The 16,020-nt window shown below is 60.1% G+C and carries 9 protein-coding genes; 2 read left to right on the top strand and 7 right to left on the bottom strand.

Annotated features, from left to right (window positions below):
- Positions 1-139: 139 nt before the first annotated feature.
- From ACYVAC_RS03265 to ACYVAC_RS03245, 5 genes are all read right to left on the bottom strand, one after another.
- On the bottom strand, positions 140-496 hold the full coding sequence (locus ACYVAC_RS03265; RefSeq protein ID WP_461096136.1) for a YtxH domain-containing protein: 357 nt from the start codon (positions 494-496) through the stop codon (positions 140-142).
- 270 nt (positions 497-766) lie between these two features.
- Positions 767-2,164 (bottom strand): phosphoglucosamine mutase, encoded by a 1,398-nt coding sequence (glmM, locus tag ACYVAC_RS03260; protein ID WP_461096135.1) that lies wholly within the window; start codon positions 2,162-2,164, stop codon positions 767-769.
- Between the two features lie 104 nt (positions 2,165-2,268).
- Positions 2,269-3,099 (bottom strand): transglutaminase family protein, encoded by an 831-nt coding sequence (locus ACYVAC_RS03255; protein WP_461096134.1) that lies wholly within the window; start codon positions 3,097-3,099, stop codon positions 2,269-2,271.
- Between the two features lie 56 nt (positions 3,100-3,155).
- On the bottom strand, positions 3,156-3,896 hold the full coding sequence (locus tag ACYVAC_RS03250; protein WP_461096133.1) for a peptidase: 741 nt from the start codon (positions 3,894-3,896) through the stop codon (positions 3,156-3,158).
- Positions 3,897-3,993: 97 nt separating this feature from the next.
- Complete coding sequence (locus tag ACYVAC_RS03245; RefSeq protein ID WP_461096132.1) at positions 3,994-6,567, bottom strand: DUF11 domain-containing protein; 2,574 nt, start codon at positions 6,565-6,567, stop codon at positions 3,994-3,996.
- 345 nt (positions 6,568-6,912) lie between these two features.
- Here ACYVAC_RS03245 and ACYVAC_RS03240 point away from each other — a divergent pair, with 345 nt between their 5' ends.
- Entirely contained in the window at positions 6,913-7,407 is a 495-nt protein-coding gene (locus ACYVAC_RS03240) for a hypothetical protein (protein WP_461096131.1), read from the top strand.
- A gap of 172 nt (positions 7,408-7,579) precedes the next feature.
- Positions 7,580-10,111, top strand: a complete 2,532-nt coding sequence (locus ACYVAC_RS03235) for a T9SS type A sorting domain-containing protein (protein ID WP_461096130.1) — start codon at positions 7,580-7,582, stop codon at positions 10,109-10,111.
- A gap of 6 nt (positions 10,112-10,117) precedes the next feature.
- On the opposite strand, the gene ACYVAC_RS03230 is transcribed toward ACYVAC_RS03235, so the two are convergent.
- Complete coding sequence (locus ACYVAC_RS03230; protein ID WP_461096129.1) at positions 10,118-11,152, bottom strand: glycoside hydrolase family 43 protein; 1,035 nt, start codon at positions 11,150-11,152, stop codon at positions 10,118-10,120.
- Positions 11,153-11,258: 106 nt separating this feature from the next.
- A complete protein-coding gene (locus ACYVAC_RS03225) occupies positions 11,259-15,890 on the bottom strand; it encodes a translocation/assembly module TamB domain-containing protein (protein ID WP_461096128.1) in 4,632 nt (1,543 codons plus the stop codon).
- Positions 15,891-16,020 lie beyond the last annotated feature (130 nt).

Genomic DNA, 16,020 nt, shown 5'->3' with positions numbered 1-16,020 from the left:
TCTCCTCTCTGGAGGCCGGGCGCGTGCCTTTTCTGGCCAATCTAAACGGCAACAACTCTAAAAAAACACAGCCCAACCGCGAACGGCTGGGCTGTGGCACTTTTCATAGCGTTGAGTGTAGTGAAGGCGAAGAAACAGCTTAGTTGAACTTCAGCGCGTCTTCGGCTTTGTTGATACCGGCTTTGGTAGCGTCGGCGGCATCTTCGACGGTGTTATTGTAGGTCGACTTCGCTTTCTGCTGATTATACTGTGATTTCACGTCAGCTTTAACGTCGTCTACTTTGTTCTGTGCTTTATCGGCCAGTTGGTCGGCTTTGTCTTCTGCCTTACCAAGTAGGCTGTTGATCTGTGCTTTAACGTCGGCTACGCCTTCGTCCCACTGACTTTGCAGGTCGCTTACGCCTTCGTTCAGTTTTTGACGGGTTTCTTTGCCACTGCGGGGGGCTGTCAGATAACCGATAGCCAGACCTGTTAATACACCACGTAGGAAACTCATGTTCGTATGTCTTTAAAGTTGAATTCTGGGATTGACTGGTACAGTCGAAAAATGGTGCCAACTATACGCATTTGCTCGATAGTTGACTGATGGTCAGTGTTTTGTATTGGTTTTGGGGCGTGCCAGCGCGAGTCAGAGGTAGCGACGACTGAGTAGTTTTCTCTACAGAATAGGGGTTAGGAGGGGGCGATACACACCCGCTGCCGGTGCAGCAAAAAGGCGAGCCGCCGGATAGCAACTCGCCTTTTTGCGGATTCTCGGAAAGCCCGATTACCGGTTTTCAGAAATGACTTCCCGAATGTCGCTGATGATTTTGCCGGCCAGATGATCGGCCGTGGCCAGCGTATCGGATTCGGAATAAATGCGGATAATGGGTTCGGTGTTGGACCGGCGCAGGTGCACCCACTCCTTGTCGAATTCGATCTTAACCCCGTCGATGGTGCTGATCGGGTTGCGGGCGTAGCGGGTCTTGATGCGTTCCAGCAGCGCGTCGACGTCGATATCGGGCGTCAGTTCGATCTTGTTCTTGGAGATGTAGAAGTTCGGATAAGTCCGGCGCAGCATCGATGCCGATTTGCCCGACTTGGCCAGCTGGGTCAGGAAGAGGGCAATGCCTACCAGAGCGTCGCGGCCGTAGTGCAGTTCGGGGTAGATGATGCCGCCGTTGCCTTCGCCACCGATCACCGCCTGCTGCTGTTTCATCAGCTCCACCACGTTGACTTCGCCCACGGCCGACGCAAAATACTGCCCGCCGGCTTTTTCGGTGATGACCCGCAGGGCCACCGTACTCGACAGGTTCGATACTGTGTTGCCGACCTGCCCGTGCCGCAGCACGTAGTCGGCCACCGATACCAGGGTGTATTCTTCGCCAAAGGGCGAGCCATCTTCGCAGATCAGCGCGAGCCGGTCTACGTCGGGGTCGACCACGATGCCCAGATCGGCGGTGCCTTTTTCCATCTCCTTGATAATGTCGCGGAGGTTTTCGGGCAGCGGCTCGGGGTTATGGGCAAACTGGCCGGTGGGTTCGCAGTGCAGCTTTGTAACCTGCTCGACACCCAGGGCCTCGAGCAGCATCGGCACGGCCAGCCCGCCGGTTGAGTTGACGGCATCGACCACAACGCGGAAGTTGCGGGCCGCAATAGCCGCACGGTCGACCAGGGGCAGCGCCAGAATCTGGTCGACATGGCGTTTCAGCCAGGTATCGTCGGTGCGGTACTGCCCGAGTTTGCGCACATCGGCAAAGTCGATGGCTTCAGCGTCGGCAATGGCCAGCACCTCGGCGCCATCCTGAGCCGAAATAAACTCACCGGCTTCGTTGAGCAGCTTGAGGGCATTCCACTGAATGGGATTGTGGCTGGCGGTCAGAATAATACCCCCCGACGCCTGTTCGCCCGTGACGGCCAGCTCGACAGTCGGCGTGGTCGACAGGCCCAGGTCGATAACGTTGAGCCCCAGCCCCTGCAGCGTAGCCGCAACCAGCTTGGCAACCATCTCGCCCGACAGCCGCCCATCGCGGCCAATCACCACCGACGACGACGCGGGATTACGCTGTTTCAACCATTGCCCAAAGGCCGCCGTAAATTTTACGACATCCAGGGGCGTCAGTCCGTTTCCACTGCGCCCGCCAATTGTGCCTCTAATCCCGGAAATAGACTTAATTAATGTCACAGTACTGGCGTAAAAGGAGTAATTTTTTTATGTACAAAGATAACAGGTACTGCCAGTCGGCAGTGAGTTGTGCCTAAAAAGAACCTGTCCGATCGGGATCGTATTTACCTGAAGAATAACTCGGCCCGCAGGGTCGAACTGGCCTGCCCCTGGAAGGTGCCACTGATGGGCGCGGCCAGTTCGGGCTTGGCCGTCGAGGTCAGGAAAATGTGGCGGTTTACTACCACCGACCCTTCGGTGGGATCGAAGCCCCGCCAGCCTGCCCCGGGCAGGTATACCTCGGCCCAGGCGTGAAGCTGGTGTTCCTGCTGGGGGTTGCCAAACAGGTAGCCGCTCACGAAGCGGGCCGCCACGCCCAGGCTGCGGCAGGCGGCCATAAACAGGGTGGTGTAGTCGCGGCAGGAGCCACAGCCGAGCGTCAGGGTTTGTTCGGGTGGGTAAGGGGCACCTACCTCGCGCACTTCGTAACGAAAGGCCCGGATGGCCCGGTTGAGCGCCATCAGAAAGCCTACCGTTTGCCAGTTGGCCCCGGCCGCCAGCCGGCGTGCCCACGTTTCGACCCGCTCCGACACGCCGACCCGCTCCAGATAAGGCTGCAGCAGGTCGCTGACGGGTTTGGGGTACCGAAACGGTATCTGCTGGGTTTCGAACGGAAAGAGCACGAAATCGAACGAGTTGAATTCCTTCGACTCCAACTCCATTTCGGCCGTCACGCGCAGGTGCCGCGTGGGATGATCGAAATAAACGAGCTGCTGCACGTTGCCCTCCACATCGATATTGCGCACCACCCGGGCGGGTGTGGGGTCGATCTGCAGGTCGTAGCGCAGCAGCCGCTGATACGGATAGGTGCGCGGGTAGAGATACAGCGTCTGCGGGCCGAGCGCGACGGGATGATCGTACGTATATTCAGACTCGTGCCGGACGTGCAGGTGCATAACGAAGAAAATTGCGCGGGTAAGATCAGCCACGGCGAAGCAAACCGCCGGTCTGCTCAGACGTCTTTTACCGAACGGACTTTATCGAAAATAGGGTCCATCCAGTAGGTGGGCACTTTTCGTACCGAATTGCTGAGCAGGGCGCTCCACTGGTGCGAAATCTCATCCATGTCCTCTTTCTCGAGCCGGTATTCGGTCATGTGAAAGCTGTCTTTGGGGTAGATCACCACATCGAGCGGATAGTCGACATCGTTGGCGCTGACCCGGGTGGCATCGAAGGCCAGAAACCCGATCTTCAGGGCATCCTGCAAACTGGTCTCGTAGGAAAGGTTGCGGAAGAGCAGCGGCTTGCCGTAGCCCGAGTTGCCAATGATCTTGAAAGGCGAACCCTGGTCTACTTCGACCCAGTTGCCCTCCGGATAAAGCAGAAACAGCTTATGTTCCTTGTCGTCTTCGAGCTGCCCCCCAACAATCGCGTTGAGGTTGAAATTCAGCCCGCTGGCCGTAATAGAGGCTTTGTCTTCCTGCGCTACGCGCTTTACCTGCTCGCCAAAGGCATTGACAGCCTGGTAGAGTTTGGTAAAGGATCGATCCTGCTCGGCGATTACTTCGCGGAAGTAGGTGATGGCCTTATCGCGAACCGACCGCAGGCCGGAGGTCATGATAAACAGGGAGTGATTTTCAACTTCGTGAACCGAAATTTTCCGGTTCGACGATACATCTGTGCCCGACGTCAGCCGCGTGTCGGCGATGGCAACCAGGCCCGACGCGACCTTAATTCCTAAGCAATACGTCATCGTAAGCGTTGCAAAAAGCAGGGGTGTCCCGAACAAATATACAGGTTGCCCCCCTACTTGGTGCTGTTGCAGGGCGTTTTCTCGAAAAAGAATCGGCTCACTGGCCACTGCCGGAGAGCCGACGCTGGGGCTGACGGGGCCGGCTCAGCACGGCCTGACCCGGGCTGCCGGCGGGGGCCGCCTGCCGCCCGCCCGAGGTCAGACTGGTCGATCGGATGTCGATACGGGCCGTGTCGTCTTCGCCGTTGGTGACCCCATTGCCGGGGGTCGAGTCGGGGTCGGGCTGGTTCGAGGCACTGACTTCAGCGGCATGGCTGAAGGAGCCAGCCGCCGTGGTTTTAACGATATAGCTTACCAGCGCGCTCTGCCCGGCCTGAATCTGGCCGATGGTGGCGGTCAGCACGGTACCGGCGGCCGTCACGCCCGCATTCGACGAGACAAACTGCAGTCCGGCCGGCAGTTCGCTGCGCAGTGCTACCTGGGTGGCGGGTAGCTGACCACGGTTCGAAACGACCAGGCTGACACTGATAGCCCCCCCCACAGGTACGGTTCGGCGGTCGGCCAGCATCGACAGGCTAAGGTCGGCTTTGTTGGGGTCTGGTGCGGGCTGGTTCGACTGAACAGCCGGCAGCGGTACCTGGTTGGGGTTGGGCGAAGCAAACAGAGCGGTGGCGGTAGTGCGGGTGCGGAGATCGGTGGTGGCGGCATCATCCTGCCCGTCGCCGGTGCCGCTGTTGGGCTGGCTGTCGGGGTCGGGGCCGCTCTGGGCGCTGATCTCGGCAGCATTGAGGTACTGACCCGCCGTCTGAAGCCGGGCCACGTACTGCCGGCTCACCGACTGCCCCGGCTGAAGCTGACTGATGGTGCCGGTAATAATGCTGTTGCTGGCGCTGAGGGTGCTCGGCAGCGTTACCACGCTCACGTTGGCGGGGAGCCGGTTTTGTATCGTGACGCCGTTGACCTGGCAGGTTCCCTCGTTCCGGATGGTCATGGTAAACGTGACCGTATCGCCCACGGCCGGCGACCGGCGGCTGCTGTTCATGGCGAGGGCCAGGTCGGAGCCGGCCGCACTGACCGTATAGGCAATCGGGTTCGAGAGGCACCCGTAGGCTGCGCCTTTAGCCTGCACCGAATACACACCGGAATTGTTGACCGTGAGGGTGGCGGTCTGGGGCCCGGTGTTCCAGACGTTGGTGCCGGCGTAGCTCGACTGCAGCACGGTGCCACCCACCACGCAGAAGCTCGCCGAGCCCTTCACGCTGATGGTCGGGTCGGCGGGCCGCACTTCGGCGGGCACCGTTACGGCGGGCGGAAAGCTGATCTGGTTCTGGCTGTTGCGGAGCCGGGCCGAATACGTGCCGGGTCCCACGGTCAGGGTCTGGCTGGTACTGCCGGTATTCCAGGTGTAGCTCACGCTCTGGGGCTGCGACAGCCGTACCGTGTTGCCCGAATCGCAGGCAATACTGGTCAGGGGCTGCAGCTGGGCCATGTAGGGCTGGGTCGACTGCAGAAAGCTATTGGTAATGGCCGTCGACCAGAGCTGGGCCACCTGCATCTGCCCCGAGGGGGAGTAGTGAATACCATCGGGGCGGTCGGTCATGTTGTCGAGGTCGGGGCCCTGATACACGTTGTAATTCGCGCGGGCCAGTACCTGGGTCTGGGCATCGCGCACGTTCTGGTAACGGCCACCGGCATACGATGAAATGGCGATCATCCAGGCGAGGTTGGGCTTGTTGAACTCCTGCCGCACCTTGTCGATCACGCCCACATTGTGCGTATAGATATCGCTGGTCGCGTTGCCCCGGTCGTTTTCGCCGTGGTGGAGCAACACCGCCCGCACGCCCGTCGAGGGCACGTAGAGGTTCATGATGTTCCGCATGTTCACGTAGGGCATCCGGATGCTGTAGTTCACAAAGAAATGGTCGAACGGAATGTCGTAGGCCGCCTTGTAATTCTGCTCCATGTTGGTGCCGCCAAAGCCACCGTTGTAAATCAGCACCGGCACGTTGATACGCTGCACGAGCTGATCGCCCATGCGGCCCCAGAACCAGGCAAACCGCGCAAAGGGCGACAATCCGCTGAAAGTAGCCAGCTGGCTGAATACCAGTCCCGGCAGGTAGCGCGTGTCGGCTGTCTGCTCGTAAGCCCGGAATTCGGGGGTGCTCTGGTCGAGGGGGACCACCGTCACGCGGTCGTCGACGGCACCATCGATAGTGGGGCAGTAGTCGGTATTGTTGATGACACAGCTGGAGCCCTGCGCATTGGAGTGGCCCATGATGGCAAATACTTCGCCCACCCCGAAGCGGGCCACCGAGTCGAGGCCAACGACCTGGCCGTTGCGCAGGCCCCGCACTTCCAGACGGTACCAGCCCCCCTGTACGGGCATCATACCCGAAAACTGTCCGTTGGTGGGATTGCTCTGCAGGGTGGTCCAGCTGGTGGTGGTACCCTGACCGGCGGTACGGGCTACGGCCCGCGCTTCCACGGCGTCGAGGACCTGGGCGTAACTGCCGGCAATCTGCACCGTCGCTTTGTTGCTGTTGTCGCGCTGCAGAATCATCCGCTCCACCGGATAGGTAACATCGACCTGACCAAGCGTTACGTGTGTCGACAGAACAAGCAGGGGTAACAGCCAGACGAGGTAAGGCGAAAAACGTAGTGGTTTGTGCATCGTTGAATAAAGCAGGTAGATACCGGCTGGCTGATGGCGAACCGGTTACTCCACAAACGGCCGAAGGCAACAGTCATTGCGCGAACATTCGTAAGTGGTCTATGTCAAAGATAACGCCATTGTACCGGGCTGCTTCCGTTTGTCACCAAATCAATGAAAAATTAATATTCATTTTTGACCAGGCCTCAATTGGGGCGCTGGTGGGATAGGAAAGAGCTGGCCTGGCAACCATTGGCTGATTGTCAGGTGGTAAGCGCTCGGTTTCGCCGGCATGCGTTTGTTTTTGGGAAACGTTTCTTTTACTTTGTCGCTAAGAAGGAGGTTATTCCCTTCGCCAACCGCCCTATGAACTTTGATGACGAGGACGACGAAGACGGCTTTATGGATTGGGACGGGTTTGACGAAGACTACGATCCGGAAGAGACGCGCGCCGAGATGGAAGCAGAGAACAAGCGGATCCGGAACCTGCCTATTCTGCGCAAGGCCAATGAGATTATGGAACTCACGCAGGCCATCGTAGAAACGATCAATAAAGAAGAAGACGTGCTGATGATGCACGAGCAGATGCTGGCCAACGCCATGATGCTGCCGCCCAAAATTGTGGGGGCTGAAGGGGGAGACCTCTATACCCTGCGCATGGAAAACGCGGTCATCATCAAGATGCACGCCCGCGAACTGCTGGCACAGACCTCGTATTGCAAAGCCGAAAAACTGGCTACGTCGGCTTACCTCAACGTCCTGCGCGACGAAATCGAGCAGTTCCGGCTGCTGTTTGTCGACTGGGTCAATGGCTTCGATAAAGACAACGATGCTCCTGACGACTGGGGGCTGTTTTACTAAACGGCCAGCCCCGTTATAGTGGCACCCGACCCGACCCCTGAACCGGTCGGGTTTATTGTTTTAGCGCCAATGCCCGACCGTACAAAAAGATCAGACCAGTGGGGTTGGCCGGCGCGCTGTCGCACGGTCAAAACAGATAACTTTGTCTGTATTGTCAACGTATCCTCCTGTTATGGTGCATTCGCTACGGTCTGCTTTGCTGCTTGTTTTCTGTACGTTGGCCGGTCTGCTGGCGACGGTGGCCGGACAGGCCCAGACGCCGACACCACCGGCTTCACAAACCGGTACACCTACCTCCCAGACAAGTACGGTAACGGCGCTGACGCTCAGCCCGGCAGCCAGCACCGTTTGCGTAGGTAGTCCGGCGTTGCTGACCCTCAGTGGCTGCCCTACCGGTGGCACGATTCGCTGGTCGACGGGGCAGACCACGGCCAGCGTAACCGTAACGCCGGCGCAGCCATCGGCCTACACCGCTACCTGCACGCAGAATGGCGTGAGCAGCAGCGCCGTCGCGACGGTCACAACGGTACAGGCCGTCACGTTTACGGCAGGGCCCGGCTCCATCACGGTCTGTGAAGGCACCTCGCCCGAACTGTCGGTGGCGCTGGCCGACGGCACCAGCGGTACACTGGCCTGGTTTGGCAACAATAATCCCATTCGCAACAACCCCACCGCGTCGACGGCCCGGCTTGTGCTGACAACCGTTCAGGCGTGGGAAGAAGGAAACTATACGGTAACGGCTACCAATCAGTGTGGCGTAACAACCAGTCGGGTAGCCCGCGTTACGGTGATTCCCTCGCTGACCCTGGTGGCCACCAGCACCCCGGCCAGTTGCGCGGGGCTGTTTACCGGTAAAATCCAGATAGCCGCTACCGGCGGAATCGGTACCCGGCAGTATCAGTTGAATGGCGGGCCGTTTCAGAGTCTGAACTCATTCATCAGCCTGCCCGCCGGTGCGTATTCAGTAGGTGTAAAAGATGAATTTGGCTGTTCGGCCGTAACCCTGGTCGATGTGAAGCAGCCCGCCACGCTGGCCCTGTCGCTGACGGCGGTGTCTGTGAAATGTACGGGCGGCACCGACGGCGGCATTATTGCGGCTGTAACGGGCGGATCGGCACCCTACAGTTATAAGGTCAACGGCGGAACGGCCCAAAGCAGTCCCATTCTTGTCGATCTGAAAGCGGGCAGTTACACAGTGGTCGTAACCGATGCCGGCGGCTGTTCGGCCTCGCAGACGGCCACCGTGGGCGCGCCCCCAACGTTTGAACTGAAAACGGTGCTGTCGCCAACGCGCTGCGCCGGCTCAGCCGACGGAGCCATCACCGTATCGGCCACGAATGGTACGGCACCGTTCCAGTATCAGCTTGGAACGGGTGCTTTTCAGACTGGTACGCTTTTTACCGGATTGAGTGCCGGTACCTACGAACTAACGGCGCGCGATGCCCGGGGCTGTACGATCAGGCAAACGGCTACAGTGCAGCAGCCGGCCATACTGACCCTGACGGGCGTATCGGCACCGGTCAACTGCTTCGGGGCCGCCAGCGGTTCGGTTACCGTGAAGGCCACGGGGGGCACCGAACCCATTCGCTACCAGCTGACCAGCTCGAAAGTAGTGCAGCGAACCCCTGTCTTTACCGGCCTGGCCGTGGGCGACTATACCGTGGTGGCCACCGATACCAATGGCTGCACGGCGCTGGTGCCGGTTTCGGTGGGTAAGGCCGATCCGATCAGTGTACGGGCGTCGACCCTGGCTGCCCGCTGCTGCGTATGCCCCACGGGGGTTGTCTCGCTGACCAGTACGGGCGGCTCGGGTAGCGCCCGCCAGTTTCAGCGACTGGGTGGTGGGTCCCAGGTCAGCAGCCAGTTTGGTGGGCTGGTGCCGGGTCAGTACCGGTTCCGGGTCACCGACGAGGTAGGCTGTGCCGACACGGTGGCCGCGCTCATTGCCGATGCCACGGCCATGACCCTGACCGCAGGCCGCATCAAAGACGCCACCTGCCCGGGCCTGACCGATGGCGAAGCCGCCGTGCAGCTGGCGGGGGGCACCAAACCGTTCTCGTTTTTCTGGCAAACGCCCCGGCGCGACACGCTGCGCAGCCGCTCCGGCAGTCAGACGGGTATCGGCGCCGGTACCTATACGGTTAGTGTACTCGACAGCAACCGGTGCACGACCACCACAACGTTCGTGACTGTGCAGAACCAGTTCCCGATGACCGAAACACCCGTTGTCTCGCAGGTGGGCGGTACACTTCGGGCTACCAACATTCCGGGGTTGCAGTGGTATGTACAGACCGATACATCGGCGGCCCGGGCGGTACCCAACGCGACCCAGGCTACGCTTACACCGTACCAGAGTGGGCGTTACTACGCCATTGCCACGCAGAACGGCTGCCCGTCGCCGGCGTCGAACCAGATCACATTCGTACTGACGGCCCTTAGCGAGCCCGCCAGTGGCCTCTCGCTGGCGGTTGTGCCAAATCCCGTGGGCGCCGTGCTGCGGCTGGCCATCGAACAGCCCGACCGACAGGGGGTAGCCCTTGCCCTGCACGATGCGGGGGGGCGGCTCGTACGCACCTGGCAGGTACCGGGGTTTGTGGGTAAGAAGCAGGTCGAATGGCCCCTTCTGGACTTACCCACAGGCATCTATCTGCTACGGGCCGAGGCTGGCACCCGGCAGGCTACGCTGCGGGTAGTGAAAGAATAAGCTGCATCAGCGCCCCGGCACCGCCAGGGGGGTGCGGGGTACGGGCCGGCCAAAGTTGGGCGATCCATCGGCGTTCCAGCCAAACTGCTGTATGTTGGGGGCGCGCCGGTTGCCGCAGCCATCGGTTGCCGTGGGGTTGGCATGGTAAATCATCCAGTCCTGCGGAACGGGTCCGGTAGTGCGGAAGAAGCCGCCGTGGCCGGGCGCATACACACCGTTTTCGGGCGCCTGCGTAAACACCGGTTCGGGGCTTTTGCGCCAGCTGGCCGGATCGAGCAGATCGCCGGTGCCGCGGTAACTGAGCAGCCCTAGGCAGTAGTCGAGCCAGCAGGCATTGGCCGAGTAGACCAGAAACAACTGCCCGTTGTGGTGCAGGAACTCGGGCCCTTCGTTTACGTAAATGGTGGGCACCTCGCCGTTTTTCTGCCACTCGGCCGGTACACTGCCGTGGCGCTCCCAGGGCAACTCGGGCTGCGAGAGCCGCACCCGGTCGGAGTCGAGGGTCCAGGGGTTGCGGAGCCGGGCGAGGTAAATGTTCTGCTGCCCATTTTTAGGCCCTTCCCAGCCCGACCAGGCGGCATACAGCTGGCCCCTGAATTCGGTCACGGTCATGTCGATGGCCCAGTGGTCGCCGGTATCCCCAATTTTGCCTTTCATAACCCAGCTGCCCTGCATCGGGTCGGCCGCGCTGTTTTCGATGACCCAGACCCGGTGGCTCAGGTTGTTGAGCGAATCGGCCGAGAAATACACGTACCATTTGTTGTTGATCCGGTGAATTTCAGGCGCCCACAACTCGCGGGAGTAGGGCTGCCCGGCCGGGGGCGTGTAGATAACGGCCGACTCGGCCGTTCGGAGATCGGCCAGGTTACGGGTTTTCCAGAGGGTCAGGTTGCGGCCAGTGGTGTTCATGTAGTAGTACCAGCCATCGTGTTCGAGCACCCACGGGTCGGGCCCCGAATCCTTGATGGGATTGGTAAACGTACGCTGAGCCAGCAGGGGCGTAGCCAGCAGCCACAGGGCGATCAGAAAACAACGGGTCATAGGGAATTGGGCTTAACAGATTCAGTCGCTGCGGGCAGCGGCTGTTTTTTTACCCATAAAGGCCGGCGGCCCGGTTTCTATCCCCATCATCGGGTGGCCTGTTCGCTTAGCGCTGCAGACTAACCGTTGTGACGGGCGGTGTGGGCGTCGGGATCGGAAACGGTTCGGTTGGAACGGGCGGCAGGCCGGGCGTACTGCGCTTGCTGCCGAACAGCCGGTTGAACGACCGGGTGTAGAGCAGACTCAGTCCCCCCCCGGTCGTGATGGTGTTATTGGTCAGACTGAACTGGTTCAGGATGCTTTGCTGATTGCGGTTGTACATCTTGGCCCGCAGCCGTCCGTCGCCCGTCAGCCAGTATTCAAGTGTCCACTCGCCCAGCAGGCTGGCTGCGTTATATTGGTTCTGGCCGTAGGTAAAGCCCCCGTCGCGGCTGATGCGCAGCCGGTCATTCAGCAGCCGGTACGAAAACCGGAGCTGGAGGTTGTTGAGCAGGTTTTCGTTCTGGGTGGTGTTGCCGGTGAAGCCGCCGAACGACACCCCGATGTCGAGGTTGTCGTCGAGCGACGAGGCCAGTCGGCTGATCTGGTTCGACAGCAGTTCGCTCACGCTGTTGGCAACGCCCGCGTTGACCTGGCCCTGTTCGAACAGACCCGTTCCCTCGGGCAACAGCTGGTTGAAAAGCAGTATGCTGCTCACCTGCCGCGTCAGCTCCTGATCGTTGCTCTGCAGCCGCGACTCGAAGGCGGTGACGGCCTGCCGGAAATCTGAGGTCGACGGATACTCCTTCACATCGACATCGTAACTGATAGCGGGCGAACCGAGATCACCGTTGAGTTTGATGACCAGATCGACGGGGTAGCGACGTGTCTGATCGGCGCTGCGGCTCCCGACCGGCAGCAGGGGCGACAGCGATGCGTACTGGGTGTAGGCCGCCGTTACGTCGAGCAGCGCGCCGTAGGGATCACCCGTCCAGGTGATGCGGCTGCTGGGGCGAATCTGAAACCGTTTGTTGATAATGTTCTGGAACGTAAACGTGTAATCACCCTGCTTGATCTCGTAGGTGCCCGTCATCGAGAAATCGCCCTTCGTATCGACCCGCATGGCCATCAGCCCCTGCCCATAGGCTTTGATAATATCGCCGGTCTGCCGGTCGAGCTGAATTTCGCAGTACGCGTCGGGGGTGATGTTGACGTTGAAATCCATCTGAATCCGTGACAGATCGATGGCGCCGGTTCGCTCGTCGGGGGGCGTGCCGTCGGCCTGGGTGGGCGCGGGGCGACTGTGGTTGACAAACCGGATTTGCTCGTCTGAGGCTACGGAGGTAGCCCCGTCGAGCGGGATGTAGATGCGGGTACCCTTATTGCTGGTGAGGTTGGCCCGGATGGTCAGGTCGTTGAGGGGGCCGAAGAGTTCGGCTTTACCCGTTACGACGGCCTGCCCGTAGAAAATATCGTTGTCAGCAACGGTCGTATTCAGAATCCGGAAGTTGCGGAAGTCAGCATCGAACCCCAGCGTGAAATACCGGAATCCATCATGATATACCCCACCCCGCAGTTGGGCCGTGTTGCCGTCGGGGTCGTGGAGCGTAAGCCGGCGGGTAATGATTTCGTTTTCGCCGAAGTAAATCTTGTCGTCGAAGGTAAAGTCTGTTTTCAGGTAGTCGAAGCGACCCCGACCGTTTTCCACGGCTACCTCACCGGTCAGAATGGGTGCCGTGGGCGTACCCGTGATGGTAACCACGCCGTTGGCCGTGCCACCCAGCCGGGAGAACAGCCCGGGCGTAAACGACTCGGCGATGGCCAGATTGGCATCGTGCAGCACGGCTTTCAGCGTCAGCGGGCTGCCCTTGGCCTGTGGGGTGTAGTTACCCAGAATCGTCAGCACATCGGCCCGGTCGCGCATCAGGTGAGCGTCGACATTGAGTTGCTGCGTCAGCTGATCCCATTCGGCCCGGCTGCGCAGGTCGCCAAACAGGGTACTGTCGTAAGCGAGGGCCGACACGGCCAGCTGACTCTCCAGAATGGGGGTGCGGTACACGTTACGCAGCGATACGGTACCGTCGAGGGTACCGCCCAGCTTCGTGTTCAGAACCGGATTGAGCGATTGCAGCCGAAAAGCGTTGGCCTGCACATTGAGTGTTTGCAGGGAGTCCGTCGAGAGTCGGCCCGAAGCCGCAATCTGCTGATCCTGGTTGCTCACCAGCAGGTTCTGAATGGTATACTCGTCGCCCACCTTCCGAATCAGGCTGGCCGGGCTCAGGGTCCAGTCGCCATCGAGTACCCGCAACTGCGACTGTCTGAAGGTAAGGTCGATGGCGTCGCCTTTGAAGCGCAGTTCGCCGTTCAGGTTAGCGCTGTTGGTGCTGCCCGCCTGGTCGACCCGGCTCGTAAACACAATGTGGTCGGTTTCCCACGAGGCTTCGGCCTGCAGGTTACGGGTAGGGAGCAGCCGGCTCAGTGTCTGCCGCTCCGACGTAAGAACTACCGAAGCCAGTACGTCGGGGCTGAGCGTAAACTTGGAGGTGGTGAGGTCGAGTTCGCTGCGCCCGAAACCGGCCTGCCCGAAGCGAACCGAATCGGTGCGGACGTTGGCCGTCAGGAAGGTGGTATTGTCGACCGTGAAGCGTCCTTCGAGCCGGGTGCTGGGCGCTATGTAGACCGATGGGCTCAGGAAGGCCAGCAGCGGGTCGATGCGGTTGGCAATGAGTTGGTAGTCGATGCTGTAGCGCGCCAGCGGCTGGTGCTGCCGGGCCTTGCGGGCGTAGTAAGCGGCCATGCCGGCAGCATCGCCGTCAAAATACAGGGTGTATTCGCGGACCAGTCGCTGCAGATCGTCGAGGGTACGCTGGGGCTCAAACGTGCCTTGCAGTCGGGCCGTCAGAAACTCCGAATCGATTCCGACGTAGCGCTGGCTACCCAGGCTGTCGGCCCGGCCCCGCAGCGATTCGATCGATGAGACAATGGCGAGGCTGTCGATGTGCAGGCTCCGCCGGTTGAGGGTCAGGCTGGCATTGCGGAAAGCAGCCCGGCCCACCATGTCGTTGAGGGTATTACCTTCCAGCTGCACATCGAGTCCGGTACTGACCACTAGCGAGTCGGGCAGAAAGCCGAGTGCCCGCAGGTTGGCCTGCTGGATACTGCCGCGCAGATCGTAGCGGTGCAGCGGTTTGCCCAAGTCGAACTCCCCATCGAGGTCGAAGCCCAGGTTAGGGTCGCGAAGGGCCAGTTGCCCATGGAAAAAGGCCTTCTGCAGATTACCCCGGATCGTAACGTTGCGGTAGTCGTAACCCTGCCAGCCAAAGCGCGACAGTTGCCCGTTTACGTCGACACTGGCTACTTCAACCGTGGTGCCGCGCCCACTCAGATGGGCCTGCCCGTCGAGATGTCCGAACTGATCGGGCTGATCGATGAGCGTACCCAGATCCAGATTCGTGGCTTTCAGGTCGGCCAGGTACGTAGTCTGCTGCGATTTGTCGGCCAGTTTCAGCGTCAGATCGCCGGCCACGGTGCCAATCGCGGTCTGGAATGTACCCGACGTTTTGAAGTTGTCGAACGCGCCTACGAAGCGGGTGTTGAACGTTACCGTTCCGAACTTCTGGACGAGCTGGTTGAACGACGCATCGGGGTAATACTGGCGAATATCGGCCATGTTGACCGATGAGGGCGCGAAGTTAAAATTGACGGTTGTCCGGTCAATATCGGGAAGCCCTTTCCAGGCCATGTCGCCCACCAGCTGACTACGCCCCCCACTGCCGAAGCGCAGGTCGGTTCGCGTCAGCCGAAAGTCGTTGACCGTGCCGGTAAACAAACCGGAGAGCTGCCAGGTCTCGTTGAGCCCCCGCAGGTAATCGGAAAAATAGCCCAGGTCTTTCGAGCGGATCTCGCTGTCGTGAAACCGGGCCTGGATAACGACCCGGCTGTTGAAATCGCCGAAGGCCGCCGGTCGGTCGTAGAAGAACGTGATGTTATGCCGGATAATCGAGTTGCCGATGTGGGCGTACAGCCGGTCGAGAGCCATCTTTTTGGCACAATACAGAAATCGGGTGTCGAGCCGGCGAATGGGCAGCCGCGACCGCTGGTCGATACCCGACAGCCGGCTGATATCGAGCGCAATGGTATCGCCCAGGACCAGAAACTGACTTACTTCGGCGGTGAGGTTGCGGAGCGTAAAGTGGTTGTAGTCGAAGCTGTTGCGGTCGCGCATGTACGGCTCCCGCGGGTCGTCGAGCGTGTAGGCCCCGTCGATCAGGTGAATATGCCCGATGGTGAAAGGCGTATGCTGATCGGGAACGAACGGCTTGGTCGTATCGCTGGTGAGCGTTTCGATCCGGGCAATAAACTCGTCGAGGTTGGTGTCGCCCGTGCGGGGGTTCTTGATCATCCGGACGTGGGGCCGGTACAGTACCGCTTCGTCGAGGTGCAGGTTATGCGCCGATGAGTCGATCAGGTTGCGCAGGTCGTAGTCGATGTCGAGCCGGCCCACATCGATCATAGGCCGCTGTTCACGGTCGAGAATCCGGACGCCCGACAGGGTCAGCGAGTCGAACCACTTGATCGACACGTGCTGGATCGACACCGGAAACTCCAGTTTGGCCGACAGCCGGCGGGCCGCTTCCTGCACGATCCGGGTCTGTACCGCCGGAATCTGCAACGCCAGCAAAACGCCAAACGTCAGCCCTACTACCGTCAGCAACAGGTAGAGCAGCGTTTTAAAGAATATGGCGAAAAACTGACGCATTCGGAGCGGAAAGGTCTAAGGTACAACCGATAGACAAAACGGGATATACATTAGACTACTAACAGAGGGAACGGTTTACCGGCGACATCCATTATACTCTCTACAACAATCATTATGCATTAGTTTTGTG

This window comes from Spirosoma luteolum, from assembly GCF_054778875.1.
This window is presented reverse-complemented; position numbering and strand designations above follow the sequence as displayed.